An 18972-nucleotide genomic window follows, 5' to 3' on the forward strand; every position below is an offset into this window, starting at 1 on the left:
CTTACGGATACCGCGCCTACTTTTCCCTGGCTACTTTGTCATTCGACGTTTCGCACGACTTATGAAGTTTTCAAAGTAACAAAAAAGAGGTACAGCTTTGCTGGAAGAAATATCTTCCTGCAACTACTGTACCTCTTTATTTCACGCTTTCGGCTAGCGTCTTAGATGCGTTTTGCCCGCGCTTTACACGCATTTCACCCTACAAAAATTTTCAGACTGTTTGCGACAGAAATAATCCCCTTATTGATCCTCCGGTCAACTGTTGACGGGTCCATGGAACGGAAGTGCCATACTACCTCCTTTCGCCGAACACCATCAATAAATCGCATTTTAATCGTTTCCCGTATTTCAACATCTATTATCAAACGAACCGATCTCTCAATCGCCTGGTTCATTCGCAAATACAAATTATAAGCTGCTTGTTGCTTATCCGAAAGGTTCCCCATCCTTTCAAGCTCAGCCAGTAAATCCTTATGCCTTCTATAACGTTTGAGCAAGGACTTCGCCCGCTCTATCTCCTCCGACGTCGCTTCCTCAAAAAAGTCTAGTTGCAATGCGATCATTCCCCTCATCCCCTTATGCTATAATAGAGATGATTCGTTAAATCCCCTGGCGTACCGTTCCCCAACAGTGCGCGCCAGGGGATTGTTCTATTCTATTGCCATTACAACAAAACCTGATTTACAGAGTGCCGGATCGTCTAGGATATAAGTAACCCGCTTGAATACCATTACCCCTGTGTATTCCTGGAATTCCGGATTCCATTCTTTCAATAGAAGCCGATCCCCTACTTGATACCCCCGGTCATTTCTCCGTACTTCAAACTTCTTAGTATCATTCCATAGAGGCTTGAAAAATTCTGGCCAAACTTTCAATTCATGCGTTTTGATCAATGAGTTCCCCTCCAATGCTCTTCAATATTCACTGAAATACTTAACCCGGATACGATCCGGTCACTTGATAGATTTCTTGATTGCTGGCGAACACAGCGTGGCAAACCCGCTTGTCTTTCTCCAGACTGTCGACCTTGTACCATTCGCCGTCGATCTCGATAATTTCGCCAGCCTTCGGCTTATAGTTCAGCGTTGCGATTCTTGATTTCGGTCCGAATTTGTGGTGCATTTTCATTCCATATCCCATGCCAAGAACACCGCCTATTCATTTTGTTGCGTCGAATCGATAAATTCGTCCCTTTTCTTCACTTTGCCTTTTCCTTTGGTATACGTCCGGTAACTGGACTACTCGATACAAGGATATATGATGCGGACATAAGTCTCTGTCTTTACCGACGTTAGATGCGCATTTCTCGCACATTGGGAGATCACACGTAGAGTAGTTATTACCTGAGTTCGCAGAAACGAATTCCTTGTAGTCACGAAGGAATAACGTCGATGTATCGTAGTTGATAACGTAATCACACCATCGACTTACAGGCATTCGCTTGCATATAGAGCATATTCCGTCTTTCCCGAATGCCATGGTCGTCCTCCTTCATGTTTTCGTCGAACTGCGACACTAAAACTTTGCGCTCATGAATAATTGAACAAATACCTCGAATCCTTTGCGGAAGTATGGGTCATTGTTCAGCCTATTGTAAAAGCCCTCTTCCGAAAGGCCGTTCATCATGATAAGTATTTTCCTCACTTGTTCCTCTGCTGCTTTCCGCAGCTCATATTCGGGCGTAATTGTCACGTTTCCATTTCTCCTTTCCTGCGCTATATGGATCAACCTTTCGGATTTCCCGAATAGTTCACATCGTCGTACTGCGAATTAGTCGATGATTACTTCTGGACCATCAAGCATCCAGTATTTCGTGGCATAATCGTCTTTGAATGCTTCGTCTAACACCGCTTGTATTCGTTCAAAATGCTCTGGACGCAAGCAATCCTTCGCCCGATTATCCCAATCTTCGTACATGCCGTTGTCGTATTCGTCTTCGATGTAACGCTCAATCATATGCTTGGCATCAGCTTTCCAGCGTTGTTCGACCGCCACATACCATGTGTGAGGTTCGAAGCTTTCTCCGTCCGCAATCCGCTGTCTGAGTTCGGAAGGGGATACTGTGAAATGGGCATCTTCGTAGCTCAACAACGCACCCTCTGGAAGTTCAGATAGTTTAACTGTTTCCTTCACCTTAACTTCAATCATTTTCATCATCCTCTCAAATTTTGATGAACAATATGGATCGACTATTCATCTGGATAGTCGTACATAACCTCGTCGAATGAATCAGTGTCTGTCTGGAGTTGCTGAAGTTTATCCTGCAGCCAACTGATTGAATCTCCGCCAAGAATCTTGATTACATTAAGCGGCAGGTGGAATGTCATAACGTCATTCTCATAGTCCAGGTCGTCTTCGCAAAGTCCTTCCGGATCGTTTTCATCGATCTTGAGTACACCGCTCTGCAGATCGAGGAAGTTTTGATAGTGGTCGTATATAATTCCAGTAGCAATCATGAAATAGCTGTTACCGTTGCGATATGCCCGCGTTAGCCACTGTGCATGTGCTCTGACCTCAAAGTTTTCCACGACGAGATCGCTATCCTTGAGCATCCAATGCTCGGCGTACTCTAGAAGTTTCTTATGCTTGTCTTTTCCGAGGCCGCCATTATCGATTATTAATTGAGTCATCCGTCCCGCCTCCATTTCTTCAATCTATATGTGTGTTGCAAACCCGCATGGCTTCTTTCAGGCTGGGTATGTTCTCCTTTATCAGCCGAATCTCGCTTGAGACAATTTCAGTGCGTGAATAACCTAGTTCATTTTCCAATTCTTCTAGAATGACATCCGGGTACTTAGCAAGCTGCTTTTCAGCGTCGCTTACAGCGGCTTTAAATTTGATTTTCACTACAGCTTCAACCTCGTATACAGCTAATTTACGATCGCTAATCATAGGAGCACTCCTCTCGTTTACCATCAGAACAACGTCAGCTGCCGGAACTCCAGCTCCTTCGAATGTCGTTGCCATTCCGTTTCGCTATAAGATCCGGCGCCGTCCGCAGCTCGGTAGAAAACTCGAACCTGTCCATTCGGTGCTTTTACTTTTTTTTCAAAACGGACAAATCGACCTTCGATTTTATGGCTCCACTCTCCCGGCCGGCTTTGCAATATGTTCATTGTCAGCGCAGTGCATTCAGCCCATGAGATTCTTTCCATATGCTCTACACCAGCTGAAGCTCAAGTTGATGTTCGCCGCCGTACGGCACGTTTTTGCAAAGCTCCGGAAGATTCACCTGGACAAGATGTTTCGCAAATGGCGGCGGTACCGAATTCCCGCAGCGGGCGACCTGAGCTGACTTCGGATATTGCTTGCCGTCCGCATCCCGATCGATGATGTACTCCGAAGGGAAGCCTTGCGCGGCGAATAGTTCATGTGGCTCCAGCATCCGCATGCCGATGTCGACGATCGCATAATCTTGACCGTGAACCGTCACCAGTCCGAAGCGATCCTTCGTCGGGATCGTGTGCAATGGCTCCGTCAGCTCCTGACCTTCACCGGTACCGTAATATTTCATGAGGAATGCCCTGACTTCTCCGAAATGAAGCCCCCCGGCCGTTATCGTCTGGATCGGCTCCGTGATAGGCTGGCCCATGTTTTGCCCCTTCATCTTGATTAGATGGCTTGTGACGATCCCGTAACGATTTGATGTATCGAGCGTCAATATCGGACGGTCGAGCGTCTGGCCGCGCGCATCGTGGCTTGTCGTTTCGCTGTGGTATTGAGTGAGGAATGCCGTAACAAGGGAATGATGGTCCTTCGTAGTAATTGTCGGTAGCGGATCGATCACGTCAGCTCCGGGGCCGTTGTAATTCCCTCCATAGTTCTTAGCAAGAAACGGCTTAATTAGCATATGATGCCCGCCCGTCGTTATGGTTCGAAGCGGATCCGTAACGGGGCTTCCTGGATGCCTGCTTGTATTCACACCCAACACTGGAGTGATCAGCAGATGCTCAGCCTTCGTAGTGATCGTCGTAAGTGGTTGATCGATTGGATACTGGAGCCGGTTGCCGCCGAAGCCGGTCTGCCCGATCCTGGCGATGAACGGCCGCGGGTTGTTGACGACGAATTTCATGATTCCCCTTGCGATCCGACGCATCGTATTTTCGGCGAGCGGTCGCTTCCGCTCGAAGATACTCATGCACTCGAGCGACCAGTCGATGACATCAGCAGCCGGCACCCATGGCTTCAGTTTCTTCCGCTTCACCTCGATACTGTTCGGATCGCCGTGCGTCGGTTCTGGCCATACGATCGGGCGGTCGTCGCAGCGTGCGATAAGGAAAAACCGCTTGCGGATCGTCGGCGCGCCATAGTCGCACGCTCGAAGCTCCCGATAATCGACGTCGTAGCCCTGCCGCTTTAAGGCGTTTATGAAGGCTTGGAACGTTTTGCCCTTATTGTCTGGGTCCGGCATGCCGTCTTTAAGCAGCGGCCCCCATGTCTTGAACTCCTCGACGTTCTCAAGCATGATGACTCGCGGTCGGACCGTTGCCGCCCATCGAAGCGCTACCCAAGCGAGCCCGCGAATCCCCTTTTCCTTTGGCTTTCCGCCTTTTGCTTTGCTGAAGTGCTTGCAGTCCGGCGACAGCCAACAAAGCGCGACCGGTTGACCCTTTGTCACCTCTCGCGGATCGACATCCCAGACAGATTCGCAATAATGCTCGGTATCGGGATGATTTGCTTTGTGCATTGCGATCGCTGCCGGATCATGATTGATTGCAACATCGACACTCCGGCCAAGCGCAAGTTCAATGCCTGTGCTAGCCCCTCCACCGCCTGCAAAATTGTCGACTACTAGCTCCCTCAATAATTGTTTCGCCAACAACGATCTCCCCCGTTCTGGTCTTATTTTTTCGTTTCAACTCGGCTTGCGCGGCGATCCGGTAGACCCAAGGAGCTTCATCATCTTCGTAAGCTATGTTCCGGAGTTGTTCCTCTGTTGCTTGGATCCAATCCATCTTGGCGCTCCTCTTCCCGTTTTCATTTCTTGATCAGACGCTGTTTTCTCCCACAAATCTGAAAAAAATTTCTGCATGATACCCGGAATCTTTTCACTTCGAACTGATGCGAGAGTTAAGTCTGTATACATGCTTCGGGCTAAATGATCAAGTGATTCCAACTTTTCACGAAAAAGCCACTCATAACTCTCCATGATCTCATCCTTCGAGTTGGTGTAGTGCTTATTCCCGGCCATTAGTCATAACACAGCGCCATGCTTCTATGACGCGGCTGGACACCCCAGCGGCTGCCGAATAACAAGGATTTCTCGTTATCGCTGAGCCTGTCGATAAGAGCGATAGCGATTTCTTCTCGCTTTCGGAGAAACAATTTCGCAATCTGATTAATCGTGTACCCTTCTCGCCATAGGCGATCCAGTTCGACAAGCTGATGCTCGTCCCACACGTAATTTAATTCTTCGCAAACGATCGTACGATTCATCTTTGGTTTTTCAGTCATCCTCTATCTCCCCTCAGTCAAAATGGGACTGGCTCGGTTTCCTTCCCATCCAGTTTTCTCGCAAGTCTTCTCAGCTCTTCAAGTTCGTCAGCAGTTACCGATTGGGTTTGCTGAGATTCCTTCACAATTTCTATCGCAGGCTTGTTAGAGAAACCGCCTCCACTTCGGTTCCCACCGAACTTTGCATTCTTCCTCTCGTCGAACTCTGTATCCACCAGTTTTGCCTTATCAAGAGTAGTTGCTCCGGATTTGAAATATGTCTCCAAGGTACTGATTGCGAAATTCAAGTTGTAGTTGTCGGCTTTTTTCTTCATGCGTTCAAGGGCGTGAATAACAACAGACTCTTCGATTCCGTCCTGATCAATAAAGACTGCCAGCTTCTGCATTTGCCATGGTGTAAGATCTCGGTGAAAGAGCCTTGAGTGTGCAGAATAAAACGATTCACTTTTCGAAACTGACCGAGACGATATATCATACTCTATATCTTTTTTGTCTTTAATAATGTCTTTAATAATGTCTTTAGACAGCTGTTTACGCCTACAGCCGCAAGGGTTTGAGGGCAGTTGGACTTCTTGTTTTAAGAAGTTGTAACTTCTTGTTTTAAGAAGTCTCAACTTCTTATTTTGAGAAGTCGACAGCAATTTGATGTTCAATTTAGATGGCGAAAACTTCTTAATTTGAGAAGTCGCTTTCTTCTCGATTTGAGAAGTTTGAGCTCCTAAATTTTCGCTGATTAATTCCCGGAATCGATCGTCGTCCCACCCTCGAACGGGGCTTATTTGCCACTTGTCATAGTCCTTGTTCACACTGAAAATGGATGCTGATTTTTCCCATGTAATGACCCGGCAGCTTGCCAGATAGTCCAATTCTTTTCGAATATTCTGGGCGCCGATCCCACATATTTCGAAATCCTTAAGCTTAGGAATGAGTGCCATTTTCTTCTGACAGCCGTAAGAAAGCCGCCAAATGAACAGGATGATGTCCTTCTGCCGCTTGCTGAAATCCCGGCGAATGATCTCGTTCCATATTTCATTGGCGAGCTTTACAAAGCCCTTCTCGGGCTGAGGATTCGCCATGGCCCTATCTCCTCTACGCTGGGATGGATCTTTGCTGATTCGTGTCCTTATGGACGATCAGCAGTTCGCTCTTGCTATGGTCTACCTTGCTGACGAGCCATTCCTTGGATTTAAGTCCGGCCCATTCCATCGCCAGTTTCTGCCTCAAGGTTGGCTTCTTCCCATTCTTCATAGCGCTCTTCCCCCTATTCGGTTTGCTCCTCGACCATGCGGATTAAGAGCTTCAGCTCTCTCGCGTAAGGTGTAAGGTATTGCTCCCGTATGGATTCATAGAACTCCATATCAGGCCATGCCCCTTCTGGTTCCAGGAGCGGCGTGAGCTTGATACCGTCAAGATCTCGCCGCATGACCATACCCGCCGATCGTAGCGTCCACATTCGACTAAGGAGCGTATAGGACTTTTGATGGTCCTTTATATGTACCACGATTAATCGAAACAGTCGCCGCCAACGATGGCTGTCAAATTTCGAATCCGGTAACGGATCTTCAAGCAAAAAAGCCAGCTCCACGCCGTGCCTCCTCTCAAGCAGAATGATAGATTATTAGATTTTCATAGAGCATGATGCTTGCCTGCATCTTCAGGAGGCCGAATCTATTCGACATTCTGAAGATATAGGCAAGCGACCTATATCTCCCTGGCCCCTACTTGGTTTGGGTGCTCAGGCAATCTATTTGTCCGGCACGATACATGTCCTTAAAGAGCAGATCAAACACCGTGATCGTCTCTTTGTCCCATCGTTGCAGCCATTCTATGTATCGCTCTTCTGTTTCCGTCAATGGACGCTTTAACGCGTATTCAAGACCTTTCTGCATCACGACACCCCCTCTGCAGGAGGTATGCACTGGTGCCGATCTCCCTCACTTTCCGTCTGAAGCGAATCCCTTGCGGTGTTTCATCCAGCCATATATGGCATTCCTTGCAGACATGTAGTAGGTCATCGACAGTCGTTCTGTAGGGAATGATGCGGCGGCCAATCATGTGAGCCCGATCCGTCGCGCACGCGCCGCGGCATTTCTCGTTCAGTTCGCAGATATAATCAGATCGGTTCTTTAGACTCCGATCAGCGGCGGCGCTGATCGCCCCCAGCAGACGTTGCGTTGGCTTAACTCGTCTTTTCTTGCCTGGCTTCGGTGCCGGATTGAACTCCAATGAAAGGTCCATTGAAAGCCTCCTTCGTAATCATGAGACGACCGGCCCCCAGGCAGCTGAAATACAGCGATGTAAAGAATGGGCAGATCGGCTCTTCCGTAGCGGCCGGATCAATGGCATATACATCCTCGCAGTCGGCACACTGGTAAATGGCGAATATCTTTCCAGTTAGGTTCTTGATTGGAATCGGAATCATTCCTTCACCATCTTTCGTGGATGTGTTATAATGAATGCAATGAGATTCCTTAGACGGGATTTCAACGATGTCCGCCCTTGCCGGCGGGCATTTTTCTTTTCTTCTTTTGTAAAACGAATCAACATTTTTAAGTATGCTTCTTGTGATTGGCGCTTACCTGGAACCATTCTTTCCGGGTGCCGGCGAACGATCTTTAAATTATGCTTAGCTGCTTGACCAGCCATAACTGCATCACTCACCAATGAACTCCTATTCACGGATACCCCTCCTTAAGCTCCAATGGATTGCATTACATTATGAATTAACGAGATGCTGTCAACGCCGAAAAGATAGGCCACGATAACTTCCCGTGTGTTAGTCACTTCTGCCCACTGCAGAATGATGTAAATGTCTGGTGAATTTCGATTTCTCTCATACTTGCTTACACAGCTCCTGGATATATTCAAGCGCTCCGCAAGCATTTCTTGACTCAATCCTGCTTTTACACGGCATGCAAGTAACAGTTCACCAATTTCAAGTTTCAATAGATTTCACCCCCTTTCGTTCCAAATTGGAACATTATGGAGGGTAGTGGAACAGACGTTCCGGATATTATGTTGTAAAATAGAATCATACGTTCCCCACTACATCCCCGAAATGCTTCCCTCTCTCTAAAGTCCACTGCCATTCCCCTGCTGCAGCCCGGCATCCCCCCAGATGCTGGGCCCATTCCTTCCATCCTCAAGCACTTTTTTCAGTGAATATCTGACCGAACCTCGAATCCAAGAATGCCGCCATCTTCGGAGCATGGAAGCTCCAAACCTGTCCTTGGTTCTTCGGATAGAACACGAATCCGCCTTGATCTACATCAAGCAGCTTGCGGAAGCGCGGTGGGAACAAGATGTTCTCCTTGATCCAGATGCTGCTCCGACCTACTCGCTTCTCCAAATCCTTCATGTTCCAGTAAACACCCATCAGCTCGTTCTTCTTCAGTTCATCCAGTTCTACCCGGCTGATCAGCACCGAGTCCGCAGGTATTGGAATAGCCAATTGAACATTCAATGTCTGCATTTGAGCCCTCCCTGGTTAAAGTTATGTCTTGTTGATGATGCTGACGTATGCTCTGATCGATGCTGCAATTAATTGGATTTCAATCGCGTTGCAGTCATGGTGTGAAGTCAAGTGTCGCCAAATTTCATTTGTGATTCGGAGTAAATCTTGCTGGCGATGCAAGCTAATCGGCAGGCTGTATTCTGATGAAGCAGCTACTTCCGAACTCCAATCTGTGTTCAAGCTCCCATTTAAATCGTTGGGCTTGTCCACTTGCATTTCCTCCTTTGATCACGCCATAGTTTGCGCAACGTGAACTTCTTCTGCACCAAAAAGATGCTCAATCGGCTTTTCAAGCAAATTCGATAGAGCAATAGCTGTTCCAATCGAAACTCCACGCTGGCCATTCTCCACCATGCAATATTGGCTTTTAGACTTGTAACCCAGATATTCAGCTACCTGCCCCTGCGTAAGACCTTTTTGTTCACGTGCTGCTCTTAATTTTTTTCTGTCGGAACTCATTCCGGATCACCACCTTTAGTTCACGTTCCGCTAACTTCATATTAGTTCACATTATGCAAACTGTCAATATAATAATTCTCTTTTTGTGAACATGATTTATTATTGTTCACGTTTAGTGATATTCTTAGTTTTAAAGGTGGGTGATTACTTTGATTGGTAATAGAATGAGGGAATTACGAAAAAATAAGAAATTGAGCCAGGAAGAACTTGGAGAGAAATTGGGCGTAGGTAAAACGACGATTTCTCAATATGAAAGTGAAACTAGAAAGCCTGATTCGGACATGTTGCTCAGAATATCTAAATTTTTTGAAGTAAGTGTTGATTTCCTACTCGGTCGCACCAATGACCCTCAGATAAAACCGAAAGACGATCAACCCGAGCATGATTATCATTTCTTTGATGCCCATGGCGTACAGTTTATTGCACGATCCAAGGAGAATTTAACTCCACAGGCCTATAAGAAAATGCAAGAGCTCGCACAAAAGGCCAGAGAACTGTTTGAAGATGAGGATTCGGATTGAGTCAACGAATGCCGGCTTACGCAACGTCTCGTCCTGACTTTAAGCGAGCTAACAGAACGGCGGACTCCGTATTGCGTAGCCTTAACTTTCCTGCAGCTCCGATCGGACTCGAAGATATTGCTAAACACTACGGTTGGAAGATTCGATACGACGAGCTGCATGGTCCTCATGGATGGACCTCTAAAGTGCCACTCAAGAACGGCAATATTGGTTACGTGATTTGGGTAGCTACGGATCTGGATAATAGTAAATATTCTGAACAGGTTATCAGGCTCCGACAGCGATACACCGTTGCTCATGAAATGGGCCACATCTTAATGCATAGCCATATTGATTGGTCTTGTTTGACCGATGAAGAGGAACAAAGATTAGAAGTAGAAGCTCATTGGTTTGCCAGCCGGCTTCTAATGCCCGACTACATATTTGAGACCATAGAAGACATGGAGCCGAATAAACTAGCGGAAAAGTGTGGGGTCAACTTCCAGGCTGCCGAAAAACGAATCGAAAAATTAGATAAGAGAGTTGTTAGAATTCTTATTGAAGAGGCGACAGAGATTATTACCATGTCGAATCTAGGTGAGGTTCAAACCATCGAATTAGAATGGAACATGTTTCAACTAGAAGTTGCCGCGACATCAGAGACAGAACCTGAAGAAATAGGTTTGTTTTGTCTGGCATGTAGTGAGATTAGTAAATACGAGGGGTCAAATATTCTACCGATTGCATGTTTCCACTGTGGAGCAGAATTTTTCTAAATGAAGGAAGGTACACTGGCGTTGAGCCATTTTTTTATATCTTATTGCGGAATATTATTGAATTTATAGAATATGCTTCCGACAGTTTTCGACATTTTCCGCATTAACAATACGATGTGATAGAGGTCGATGGCGTGGTAATATTAAATTTCCTTTTCTGGTTCTTTGAAACGACTTATATGATCATATTCAAATTCAATAGCGTTTCAAAAGATGATAAGAAAGCAGTTATTCTACTATGGGGCATCATCCTAGTTAGTCTATTTTTCGTAATTAGATCATTCCAGGAGCCACACACCAATTACTACGTTTTCATGTACCCTTCTGAGGAATCCTCAAAAGGATATCGGCTTCCGGCTGAAATCGATATCGACGAAGACGGTAGTCGTTACTTAGTGAAAGTCGAATTTCCCAATGGCGGATCCAGAACATTTCATGACAGCTTCGCGGTATATCCTATTGAGAAAAACAAAATGTCCACAGTTCAAGACGATACAGGGAAGTATTGGGAAGTGTTTCTAACGAATGAAAAAGTTAAAATTGATGAATAGGAGGTGTTTATGTGGCAAGCTTCCAAAAACGGGGAAAGACATGGGAATATCGCATCAGCCGGACCGTCAACGGGAAGAGAAGTCCGATCTCGAAAGGGGGCTTCGCAACAAAGAAAGCAGCTCAGGTGGCAGCAAATGAAGCGGAGAACAAATTGCATAAGGGCATGACGCCAATATTAAAGTCTGAAGGTTTCTCGGACTATTTTGAATCGTGGATTGACCTGTACAAGCCGGCGATCGCGAATAATACAAGGGAGCGTTATCTGAACACGCGCAAGACCATTGCCGATCACTTTGGATCTTTACTTATGAAGGATATAACAAAACAATCGTATCAAGAATTTTTGAATCAGTACGCCTCAACCAGGTCACGCGAAACGGCAAAGAAGTTGAACACGCATATACGTGCTTGCGTCAAGGATGCAATTGATGATGGATTGCTGCATGTGGACTTTACTCGCGGAGTTCGGTTATCCGGATCGGTACCGGCCAAACGTCCTGAAGAAAAGCATCTGAATTATAATGATAGCGTTCGGCTCATAAAGGAATTAACCAGCAACTTATCCGCTGTTTCACATTATCTTATCTTTCTGGCCCTCATGTCCGGCATGCGATTTTCCGAGCTGGTGGGATTGACCAAGTCTGATTTCAACTTCGGAGCTGGTGAGATTAACATTACAAAGACCTGGGGTTATACGAATAAGATGCATGCCGGATTTGGACCAACGAAGAATCCGCAATCCGTCCGGACCATTAAGATGGACAAGTCGACTATGGAAATCATGCAAGGATGGATCGCACAATTGACTGACACCCCGCATAACCTAGTCTTCTACAGCCCGGACAGCAAATATAAGGTGGTTAGTAACAACGCCGTTAATAAGTCATTAGAGCATGCCCTCGCGCGTCTCAAGATCGATCCCATAAGCATACATGGCTTGCGCCACACTCATGCAAGTATCTTGCTTTACAAGGACGTATCGATATACTATGTAAGTGAGAGGCTTGGGCATTCAGATATTGAAACGACTATGGAATATTACGCTCATATCATTAAAGAGCTGCGAATAAAGGATGAGAAGAATACGCTCAAAGTATTCAATGGCATGATCAAATGAGGTACACATTTTTGCTAGGTACACAAACGGTACACAAACGTGATGGATAGTCCAGTAATGACGCGGGTTTAACCTCCCATTTATGCGTCCTCCTGGGACGCCATTACTCATAATCATATTAAGACCTCGAAGAACGCGGGCAACCGGTCTTCGAGGTTTTTTGACGTTTATCGCTCTAACTGGACATTCCTTCATTTCGTCATTAAACTGAAGTAAGACGGGACCTCCGATTTTTCTTGGCAAAGGAGTGGTCAATTGAGCGAACAGGTATTGCTTCAAATATTGGACAAGCTTACCCGCATGGACGACCGGATCGGCAGAATCGAAATGCGAATCGACATGATCGAGAGCCGGATCGACAAGATCGAAAACCGAATCGATATGATCGAAAGCCGCATCGACAAGATCGAGGGCCGCATCGACAAGATCGAGATTCGGATCTCCAGCGTCGAAACGGAAGTGAAGGCGATCAAAGCCGACACGAGCGACATCCCGCTCATCCGAAGAGCCGTCCTTGAGACCGCCGATCTCGTCAAAGGAATGGACGGCGCTCAGAGAAGCTTCGAGAAAAAAATGTCCGGCGAAGTGGTCGTGCACGACCATAGCATCGACATCCTTAACCGCCGCCAGCTTAAGCTGGAATCCGAGCTGGAGAGGCTAAAGAAATAATAAGCCGCAAACCAAATAAAAGCCGCCCGGCTAGCCGGGCGGCTTCACATTTTTGTGCCTCGCTGGATGCTGTCTGATTACCGCTGCAAAAACGACTTCAACAATCGCATTTTCTCCTCCGTCAGCTCGCCGCTGTTGTCGAAGACGAGGATCGACGACGCCGGGATGTCCCAGTTGATCGCCGGAACGAGGCAGGCGCGCTTCCGGAATTCGCCCCAATGCTCCAGCTTCCACTGGTCGCGCTCCGTCTGCCTGCCGATGATCCGCTCCTTCTGCAAAGCAACGTCCTTCAGCGTGACGACGATCACTTTGATCTCGACCTGTTCAGCGGAGAGAGCCGCCGCGGAGAGCAACTCTTCGATCCAGGAATTACTCTTAAGCTCGGCCGTAAAAGGCGAGACCATAAACACGTTTTGTCCGGCAGCCAAATTTTCGATGCATACATCCCGGGCCGCATCGTATTCCAAGTCTCTTAAATTCGTTTTGTAAAACTCCGAATCGCGGTCGTTCTTATCGAGCCCCTTCATCTCCAAAATCGCTTCCACGAATCGCCCGCCGATCGTGTCCCGGTCAAGGAAAGCCGCGGGGAAGTCCGCGCTTAGCGCCCTTGCGACCGTCGTCTTGCCAGTCCCCGCCGCCCCAACGAAAAATACCAGCTTCTGCACGATTCCGCTCCCCCAAAAAAATAAAAAAAATCATACCTCCATCCTATTAATAATCGACATCATTCGTGCACCCAAGTGTACTCTGCAGCTGCCTTTCTTTGGCTGCGGAACAATCGTTTCACGATTCTTTTGAAGCCTAAAGCAACCCCATCGACGCGATGTGATTTCGGGTTCCGTCCGTGCCGCACTCGTATAACAAACGGTAGATTCGCGTAATGATTTCGTCGCTGGCACCGTTGATCGTTTCATCATGATTCGATTTCCCGAGCGGACGGGTATAGAAGAACATCTCGGCCTCGGCCATGCTCGACAGCTCCTCGAATAACTCCCGGAGCCGGTTTACTTCCTCTTCGTTCGCCATAATATCCAATTCGTACGCGGCGGCTTCGGGATCCGCCAATATTTGGCCCGCTTGGACCGACACGTAATAATGTTGTTTCTGTTCATTGCCGCCATGCAAATTTTCGCCATGATTTTCCATGTTAAGCTTGCACCTCCCTGATGATCGCCATTCGTAGCCGGCATCGGCTTTTGCCCTATCTAGCATCCCCCTGTGGACAGACATTTTATCCCTTTTTTCTGCATATAACTGTTATTATCGCTACTGGAGTCCAGCAAAGAGAGGAATGAGAAGGATGTGCGGAATAACCGGCTGGATCGATTGGAACAGTGACTTGACCCGGGAAAGCGCGAACCTGGAGCGCATGACGGATACGCTCGCACCTCGAGGGCCGGATGCGGCCGGTACTTGGATATCGGCTCATTGCGCGCTGGGACATCGCCGCTTGTCCGTCATCGATCCCGAGAACGGCGCTCAGCCCATGATCAGATACACAGGCGACGATCAATACATCGTGGTATATAACGGAGAACTGTATAACGCTCCCGAGCTTCGCAAGGAGCTGGAGAGCAGAGGAAGGGCGTTCACGACGACATGCGACACCGAGGTGCTCCTCGTCGCTTTCATGGAATGGGGCCGCTCCTGCGTGGAGCGGTTTAACGGCATTTTCGCTTTCGCCATCTGGGACGTGACGGCGCAGGAATTATTCCTTGCCCGGGACCGTCTCGGCGTGAAGCCTTTATTTGTTTGCCGGCAAGATGGATTGTTTATTTTCGGCTCGGAACCGAAATGTATCTTGGAGCATTCCGCGATGAAAGCGGAAGTCGGCGCGGAAGGGCTGGCCGAAATTTTTGTCATGGGCCCGGCGCGTACGCCTGGCCAAGGCGTATACAAGAACCTCGGCGAGCTGCGGCCGGGACAATGCATGGTCGTCAACCGCGCCGGCGTGAAGACGATCACCTACTGGCAGCTCCGCAGCACGCCGCATGAGCAGAACGTCGAAGAAACGGCAAAATATGTAGGCGAACTGCTTCGGGATACGGTGGAGCGCCAGCTGGTATCGGACGTACCTGTGTGCACCCTGCTGTCGGGCGGGCTTGATTCCAGCGCGCTGACCACGCTAGCCGTCCAATATTACGACGCGAACGGCCAAGGCAACGTGCACACGTATTCGGTGGATTACCGCGATAACGATAAGCATTTCCAGGCGCATGCGTTCCAGCCGAACAGAGACGCGCCTTGGATCGAGAGAATGACCTCTCATCTGAAGACGATTCATCACCCGATTCAGTTCGATACGCCCGAGCTTGTCGCCGCGCTGAGGGACGCCACGTTCGCCCGCGATCTTCCCGGGATGGCCGACGTCGACGCGTCGCTGCTCCTCTTCTGCCACGAGATCAAGAAGGGCGCGACGGTGGCGATCTCCGGCGAAGCGGCAGACGAATTGTTCGGCGGTTACCCTTGGTTCCACCGCGAGGAAGCGCTGAAGGCCGATACGTTCCCCTGGTCGCTCGCAACGGGGATGCGTGCAGACCTGCTTGCGCCTGAAGTCGCTGCTTGGATCAAGCCGCAGGAGTATATCGCCGACAGGTATGCCGATGCCGTGGCCGAGGTGCCGAAGCTGGACGGCGAAGACGAAGTGCGCAGCCGAATGAGGCGAATGTCCTACCTCAACATTACGCGGTTCATGCCGACGCTGCTCGACCGGAAAGACCGGATGAGCATGGCTGCAGGGCTTGAAGTTCGCGTACCGTTCTGCGACCATAGGCTGGTCGAATACGTGTGGAACATTCCGTGGGAGATCAAGACGGCCGGCGACCGGGAGAAGGGCATTCTGCGCAAGGCGCTGCAGGGCGTGCTTCCGGACGATGTGCTGTACCGCAAGAAAAGCCCGTATCCGAAGACGCATAACCCGAATTATTTGGCGGCGGTCAAAGGACTGCTGCTCGATGTGCTGAACGATCCGAACTCCCCGCTGCTTCCCCTAATTAACGTGAAGAAAGTGAGGGAGCTGGCGGAATCCGATTCCGCGCGATCCAACATCCCTTGGTTCGGCCAGCTTATGTCGGGGCCGCAGCTATTCGCCTACCTGTACCAAGTTAATTTGTGGCTCAAGCACTACAAAGTAAGCGTAGGTTAACCAGCATCATCTTATAAATTCTTTGAATTCAAAAAAACGGGCGGCCGCGATGGCCGTCCGTTCCTTTTTTTGCACCTCGTTCATTACTGTTCCTTCATTAGAAGCGGAAGCAGCTTCTTGAGCGCCTCCCCGCGATGGCTGATCTGCCCCTTCTCGTCCTTGCTCAGCTCGGCCATGCCTCTTCCAAGCTGCGGAAGCCAGAACAGCGGATCGTAGCCGAATCCTCCGTCGCCGTGCGGCTTGTCCGTAATGATGCCGTCGACGGTGCCTTCCGCTTCCACAAACTCGCCGGTCGCGGGGTCGTACAGCGCGAGAGCGCAGACGAATTGCGCCTTGCTCAGCTGGCGAGAGCCGCCCGGCAGCCGTTCGTCCGAGCAGGAAGCGCCGGCGTTATCCAGCTCCCTTAGAAGCTTAGCGTTGTTGTCGCCGTCGGCCGCGCCTTCTCCCGCGTATCTCGCGGAGTAGACGCCGGGCTCTCCTCCGAGCGCTTCGACGCGAAGGCCGGAATCGTCCGCCAGCGCCGGCACGCCAAGCGCGTCTCCGGTCGTCTTCGCCTTGATGCGCGCGTTCACCGCGAAGGTATCGCCGTCCTCGACGATGTCCGGAATATTCGGGAAGTCGTGAAGGCTGACTACCCGCTTGCCAAGCTTGTCCAGGGCATGGGCGAATTCCTTCACCTTGCCGTTGTTTTTCGTCGCGACGACGATGATATCGTTTGCGATTGCACCGCTAGCGCCGCCAGTTCCAACCTCGCCCATGCACGTTACCCTCCGATCCGGTCCGCGATTCGGCCTAACGTCTCGCGCTGCTTCGCGAACAGCTCGGCGATGCCGCCTTCGGCAAGACCGAGCAGCTCGTTCAGCTCCTCGCGGGAGAACGTGGCTTCCTCGCCGGTGCCTTGCACCTCCACGAACCGGCCTTGGCCGGTCATGACGACGTTCATGTCGACCTTCGCTTTGGAATCCTCTTCGTAATTCAGATCGAGCAGCGCTTTCTCCTCGATGACGCCTACGCTAACGGAAGCGAGAAAATCCCGGATCGGGAACTTCGGGAAGTTCGCGTTCGCCGACAGCTTGTCCACGGCGATCGCGAGCGCCACGAACGCTCCCGTGATCGACGTCGTTCTTGTGCCGCCGTCCGCTTGGATGACGTCGCAATCAAGCGTAATGGTCCGCTCGCCCAGCGCTTTCAGATCCACGACCGAACGAAGGGCTCTGCCGATCAGACGCTGTATTTCCATCGTGCGGCCCGTCAGCTTTCCCTTCGCCGCTTCGCGTTGATTGCGGGAATGGGTCGCTCGCGGCAGCATGGCGTATTCCGCCGTGATCCAGCCTTTGCCTTGCCCTTTCATGAAAGGCGGAACGCGCTCCTCGACGCTTGCGGTGCAGATGACCTTCGTATCGCCGAACTCGATCATCACCGAACCTTCCGCGTGTTTATTGACATTTGCCGTTATCGTGACCGAACGAAGCTCATTCGGTTGCCGACCGTCGTTTCTCATCTTATGTATGCCTCCTGAACTGTTTTCCGTTTCCGACCGCCTCGAGGGTCGTTCCTATTTTAACAAAGTAGCAACCGAATTGCATCAAGCGCCTAACTGCATCCATGCCCAAACGCGGGAAGCATTCGAGCACGACCGGCATGACGAAGGGACGAACCCGCGTTGCCGCGGCGTTCGTCCCTATGATTGTTTGCATGGATTATGATTTCAAAGCGTTGACATGATGGGGTCTGCCGACCGGCTCGCTGTAGGATTTGTTGTCGCTGTCGACCAGGTTGCTTTCGCCGTTCACCCGGATTTGAACTTCGTCATCGCCCGTCGTTTCCGTCAAGGACAGGACGACCGCTTGCAGCATCTCGGCCGGGAGCTGATGGCCCGGCTCGTAAGCTGCATCCTCGAGATCGACGATGACGACGCCGTCCTTTTGCTCGATGCTCGACACTTCCACATCCGGCAGGATGACGCTGTTTAGTTCCTTCTTGTTAAGCGGCCCTGCGATCAGCTCATCCATGGCGGCTAGCGCCGGGGAATCGGACCGCGAGATCAGCCGCGTGACCGGCACGTAATATTGTTCGTCGCTCAGCGTCTCGGCCGAGAAGTACAACGTGACCGGAGACGAATTCGCAATGTTGACGCCGTCCGCCGCTTCGATGTTGATGCCGATGCTTCGCGTCAATTGGCCGTCGATCGGATAACCGGCTTCCGGCATTTCCGTCAGAAGCTGGCCTTCCACATACAGCTCGACGCCTTCCACGCCGCTCATGGCAGTCAGCGTCCATGTGATCGCTTCTACCATGTCACGCTCGTCTGCAGCGTTGTAACTGACGAACGGTTCGGAAAAATCCACTTTGGCGATGCGCTGTTCCTTGTCGTACTCGTAGGACAAAATTTGAGTGCCTTGCGGAATCAGCGCGCGGAAGTCCTCCGGCAGCTCGGCTGCGTACGTGCCGCCTTCCACCATCAACTCCATCGCCTTCTGTCCGGGCTGCTCGTTCTCCCCGTAAGTGACCGGGATCGAGATCGGCGCCAAATAACCATTGCGGTCCTGCAGATATACCGTGAGACTAGAGCCATCCGCTTGTCCGTCCGGCGAAACCTGTCCGGTCGGGTCGCCCTCTGTCTCCTCGACCTGAGACGGCGGCGGATCGATCGTTTTGCTCGTTTGCTGCGAGAACAGGCCGCATCCTGCCGTTATGACCGGCAATACGAGTACAGTGGCTAAAGTGGTATGGCGAATCCATCTTTTTTGAACCATGATTACAATTCCTCCCCAATGAATATTGCC

27 protein-coding genes are annotated in these 18972 nt (G+C 49.9%); 5 read left to right on the top strand and 22 right to left on the bottom strand.

The window, feature by feature from the left end:
• Positions 1 to 194: 194 nt before the first annotated feature.
• The 17 genes from RB620_RS04470 to RB620_RS04550 all read right to left on the bottom strand — a co-directional run bounded on the left by RB620_RS04470 (position 195) and on the right by RB620_RS04550 (position 9427).
• Positions 195 to 563 (bottom strand): hypothetical protein, encoded by a 369-nt coding sequence (locus RB620_RS04470; RefSeq protein WP_308092332.1) that lies wholly within the window; start codon positions 561 to 563, stop codon positions 195 to 197.
• Positions 564 to 650: 87 nt separating this feature from the next.
• A complete protein-coding gene (locus RB620_RS04475; protein WP_308092333.1) occupies positions 651 to 893 on the bottom strand; it encodes a DUF3850 domain-containing protein in 243 nt (80 codons plus the stop codon).
• A 40-nt stretch (positions 894 to 933) separates the two neighbouring features.
• The gene (locus RB620_RS04480; RefSeq protein WP_308092334.1) at positions 934 to 1140 is read right to left on the bottom strand and encodes a hypothetical protein; all 207 of its coding nucleotides are present in this window, start codon (positions 1138 to 1140) and stop codon (positions 934 to 936) included.
• A gap of 630 nt (positions 1141 to 1770) precedes the next feature.
• On the bottom strand, positions 1771 to 2148 hold the full coding sequence (locus RB620_RS04485; RefSeq protein WP_308092336.1) for a hypothetical protein: 378 nt from the start codon (positions 2146 to 2148) through the stop codon (positions 1771 to 1773).
• A 41-nt stretch (positions 2149 to 2189) separates the two neighbouring features.
• Positions 2190 to 2630, bottom strand: a complete 441-nt coding sequence (locus tag RB620_RS04490) for a hypothetical protein (protein ID WP_308092337.1) — start codon at positions 2628 to 2630, stop codon at positions 2190 to 2192.
• 19 nt (positions 2631 to 2649) lie between these two features.
• Positions 2650 to 2892 carry a hypothetical protein gene (locus tag RB620_RS04495; protein ID WP_308092338.1) on the bottom strand — a complete coding sequence of 81 codons (243 nt, stop codon included), beginning with the start codon at positions 2890 to 2892 and terminating at the stop codon, positions 2650 to 2652.
• A gap of 268 nt (positions 2893 to 3160) precedes the next feature.
• Positions 3161 to 4819: a DNA cytosine methyltransferase gene (locus RB620_RS04500; RefSeq protein ID WP_308092339.1), complete on the bottom strand. Its 1659-nt coding sequence runs from the start codon at positions 4817 to 4819 to the stop codon at positions 3161 to 3163.
• Between the two features lie 371 nt (positions 4820 to 5190).
• The gene (locus RB620_RS04505) at positions 5191 to 5454 is read right to left on the bottom strand and encodes a hypothetical protein (protein ID WP_308092340.1); all 264 of its coding nucleotides are present in this window, start codon (positions 5452 to 5454) and stop codon (positions 5191 to 5193) included.
• 17 nt (positions 5455 to 5471) lie between these two features.
• Entirely contained in the window at positions 5472 to 6530 is a 1059-nt protein-coding gene (locus tag RB620_RS04510; RefSeq protein ID WP_308092341.1) for a replication protein, read from the bottom strand.
• A gap of 13 nt (positions 6531 to 6543) precedes the next feature.
• Positions 6544 to 6702, bottom strand: a complete 159-nt coding sequence (locus tag RB620_RS04515) for a DUF6906 family protein (protein ID WP_308092342.1) — start codon at positions 6700 to 6702, stop codon at positions 6544 to 6546.
• Between the two features lie 13 nt (positions 6703 to 6715).
• Positions 6716 to 7039 carry a hypothetical protein gene (locus RB620_RS04520; protein WP_308092343.1) on the bottom strand — a complete coding sequence of 108 codons (324 nt, stop codon included), beginning with the start codon at positions 7037 to 7039 and terminating at the stop codon, positions 6716 to 6718.
• Between the two features lie 133 nt (positions 7040 to 7172).
• Complete coding sequence (locus tag RB620_RS04525) at positions 7173 to 7343, bottom strand: hypothetical protein (protein WP_308092344.1); 171 nt, start codon at positions 7341 to 7343, stop codon at positions 7173 to 7175.
• A 529-nt stretch (positions 7344 to 7872) separates the two neighbouring features.
• Positions 7873 to 8115 carry a hypothetical protein gene (locus RB620_RS04530; protein WP_308092345.1) on the bottom strand — a complete coding sequence of 81 codons (243 nt, stop codon included), beginning with the start codon at positions 8113 to 8115 and terminating at the stop codon, positions 7873 to 7875.
• Positions 8116 to 8145: 30 nt separating this feature from the next.
• A complete protein-coding gene (locus tag RB620_RS04535; RefSeq protein WP_308092346.1) occupies positions 8146 to 8400 on the bottom strand; it encodes a helix-turn-helix domain-containing protein in 255 nt (84 codons plus the stop codon).
• Between the two features lie 196 nt (positions 8401 to 8596).
• Complete coding sequence (locus RB620_RS04540) at positions 8597 to 8926, bottom strand: DUF771 domain-containing protein (protein ID WP_308092347.1); 330 nt, start codon at positions 8924 to 8926, stop codon at positions 8597 to 8599.
• A gap of 21 nt (positions 8927 to 8947) precedes the next feature.
• Positions 8948 to 9178 carry a hypothetical protein gene (locus RB620_RS04545; protein WP_308092348.1) on the bottom strand — a complete coding sequence of 77 codons (231 nt, stop codon included), beginning with the start codon at positions 9176 to 9178 and terminating at the stop codon, positions 8948 to 8950.
• An 18-nt stretch (positions 9179 to 9196) separates the two neighbouring features.
• Positions 9197 to 9427 carry a helix-turn-helix transcriptional regulator gene (locus tag RB620_RS04550; protein ID WP_308092349.1) on the bottom strand — a complete coding sequence of 77 codons (231 nt, stop codon included), beginning with the start codon at positions 9425 to 9427 and terminating at the stop codon, positions 9197 to 9199.
• Between the two features lie 149 nt (positions 9428 to 9576).
• Here RB620_RS04550 and RB620_RS04555 point away from each other — a divergent pair, with 149 nt between their 5' ends.
• The 4 genes from RB620_RS04555 to RB620_RS04570 all read left to right on the top strand — a co-directional run bounded on the left by RB620_RS04555 (position 9577) and on the right by RB620_RS04570 (position 13041).
• On the top strand, positions 9577 to 9948 hold the full coding sequence (locus tag RB620_RS04555; RefSeq protein ID WP_308092350.1) for a helix-turn-helix domain-containing protein: 372 nt from the start codon (positions 9577 to 9579) through the stop codon (positions 9946 to 9948).
• Positions 9945 to 10703, top strand: coding sequence for an ImmA/IrrE family metallo-endopeptidase (locus tag RB620_RS04560; protein ID WP_308092351.1), 759 nt, complete (start codon positions 9945 to 9947; stop codon positions 10701 to 10703). The genes RB620_RS04555 and RB620_RS04560 overlap by 4 nt, the downstream gene beginning before the upstream one ends.
• A gap of 562 nt (positions 10704 to 11265) precedes the next feature.
• Positions 11266 to 12372 (top strand): site-specific integrase, encoded by a 1107-nt coding sequence (locus tag RB620_RS04565; RefSeq protein ID WP_308092353.1) that lies wholly within the window; start codon positions 11266 to 11268, stop codon positions 12370 to 12372.
• Positions 12373 to 12627: 255 nt separating this feature from the next.
• Positions 12628 to 13041, top strand: a complete 414-nt coding sequence (locus tag RB620_RS04570) for a hypothetical protein (RefSeq protein WP_308092354.1) — start codon at positions 12628 to 12630, stop codon at positions 13039 to 13041.
• A 77-nt stretch (positions 13042 to 13118) separates the two neighbouring features.
• Here RB620_RS04570 and RB620_RS04575 read toward each other — a convergent pair whose 3' ends face one another.
• Both RB620_RS04575 and RB620_RS04580 read right to left on the bottom strand, forming a co-directional pair.
• Entirely contained in the window at positions 13119 to 13706 is a 588-nt protein-coding gene (locus RB620_RS04575) for a P-loop nucleotide/nucleoside kinase family protein (protein ID WP_308092355.1), read from the bottom strand.
• A gap of 136 nt (positions 13707 to 13842) precedes the next feature.
• Entirely contained in the window at positions 13843 to 14187 is a 345-nt protein-coding gene (locus RB620_RS04580) for a hypothetical protein (protein ID WP_308092356.1), read from the bottom strand.
• 154 nt (positions 14188 to 14341) lie between these two features.
• On the opposite strand from RB620_RS04580, the gene asnB reads away from it, so the two are divergent.
• Positions 14342 to 16186: an asparagine synthase (glutamine-hydrolyzing) gene (asnB, locus tag RB620_RS04585; RefSeq protein ID WP_308092357.1), complete on the top strand. Its 1845-nt coding sequence runs from the start codon at positions 14342 to 14344 to the stop codon at positions 16184 to 16186.
• Between the two features lie 83 nt (positions 16187 to 16269).
• Here the strand turns inward: asnB and rdgB are convergent, their stop codons facing one another.
• The 3 genes from rdgB to RB620_RS04600 all read right to left on the bottom strand — a co-directional run bounded on the left by rdgB (position 16270) and on the right by RB620_RS04600 (position 18942).
• Positions 16270 to 16944, bottom strand: coding sequence for an RdgB/HAM1 family non-canonical purine NTP pyrophosphatase (gene rdgB / locus RB620_RS04590; protein ID WP_308092358.1), 675 nt, complete (start codon positions 16942 to 16944; stop codon positions 16270 to 16272).
• Positions 16945 to 16949: 5 nt separating this feature from the next.
• Positions 16950 to 17687 carry a ribonuclease PH gene (gene rph / locus RB620_RS04595; protein ID WP_308092359.1) on the bottom strand — a complete coding sequence of 246 codons (738 nt, stop codon included), beginning with the start codon at positions 17685 to 17687 and terminating at the stop codon, positions 16950 to 16952.
• 199 nt (positions 17688 to 17886) lie between these two features.
• Positions 17887 to 18942 carry a GerMN domain-containing protein gene (locus RB620_RS04600; RefSeq protein WP_308092360.1) on the bottom strand — a complete coding sequence of 352 codons (1056 nt, stop codon included), beginning with the start codon at positions 18940 to 18942 and terminating at the stop codon, positions 17887 to 17889.
• Positions 18943 to 18972 lie beyond the last annotated feature (30 nt).

The sequence above is a fragment of the Paenibacillus sp. LHD-117 genome (assembly GCF_030929555.1).
Lineage (GTDB): Bacteria > Bacillota > Bacilli > Paenibacillales > Paenibacillaceae > Pristimantibacillus.

Coding starts and splice junctions, on each gene's coding strand:
- RB620_RS04470 (WP_308092332.1), bottom strand. CDS start 563: ATGATCGCATTGCAACTAGACTTTTTTGAGGAAGCGACGTCGGAGGAG.
- RB620_RS04480 (WP_308092334.1), bottom strand. CDS start 1,140: ATGGGATATGGAATGAAAATGCACCACAAATTCGGACCGAAATCAAGA.
- RB620_RS04485 (WP_308092336.1), bottom strand. CDS start 2,148: ATGATTGAAGTTAAGGTGAAGGAAACAGTTAAACTATCTGAACTTCCA.
- RB620_RS04490 (WP_308092337.1), bottom strand. CDS start 2,630: ATGACTCAATTAATAATCGATAATGGCGGCCTCGGAAAAGACAAGCAT.
- RB620_RS04495 (WP_308092338.1), bottom strand. CDS start 2,892: ATGATTAGCGATCGTAAATTAGCTGTATACGAGGTTGAAGCTGTAGTG.
- RB620_RS04505 (WP_308092340.1), bottom strand. CDS start 5,454: ATGACTGAAAAACCAAAGATGAATCGTACGATCGTTTGCGAAGAATTA.
- RB620_RS04510 (WP_308092341.1), bottom strand. CDS start 6,530: ATGGCGAATCCTCAGCCCGAGAAGGGCTTTGTAAAGCTCGCCAATGAA.
- RB620_RS04515 (WP_308092342.1), bottom strand. CDS start 6,702: ATGAAGAATGGGAAGAAGCCAACCTTGAGGCAGAAACTGGCGATGGAA.
- RB620_RS04525 (WP_308092344.1), bottom strand. CDS start 7,343: ATGCAGAAAGGTCTTGAATACGCGTTAAAGCGTCCATTGACGGAAACA.
- RB620_RS04540 (WP_308092347.1), bottom strand. CDS start 8,926: ATGCAGACATTGAATGTTCAATTGGCTATTCCAATACCTGCGGACTCG.
- RB620_RS04550 (WP_308092349.1), bottom strand. CDS start 9,427: ATGAGTTCCGACAGAAAAAAATTAAGAGCAGCACGTGAACAAAAAGGT.
- RB620_RS04580 (WP_308092356.1), bottom strand. CDS start 14,187: ATGGAAAATCATGGCGAAAATTTGCATGGCGGCAATGAACAGAAACAA.
- asnB (WP_308092357.1), top strand. CDS start 14,342: ATGTGCGGAATAACCGGCTGGATCGATTGGAACAGTGACTTGACCCGG.
- rdgB (WP_308092358.1), bottom strand. CDS start 16,944: ATGGGCGAGGTTGGAACTGGCGGCGCTAGCGGTGCAATCGCAAACGAT.
- rph (WP_308092359.1), bottom strand. CDS start 17,687: ATGAGAAACGACGGTCGGCAACCGAATGAGCTTCGTTCGGTCACGATA.
- RB620_RS04600 (WP_308092360.1), bottom strand. CDS start 18,942: ATGGTTCAAAAAAGATGGATTCGCCATACCACTTTAGCCACTGTACTC.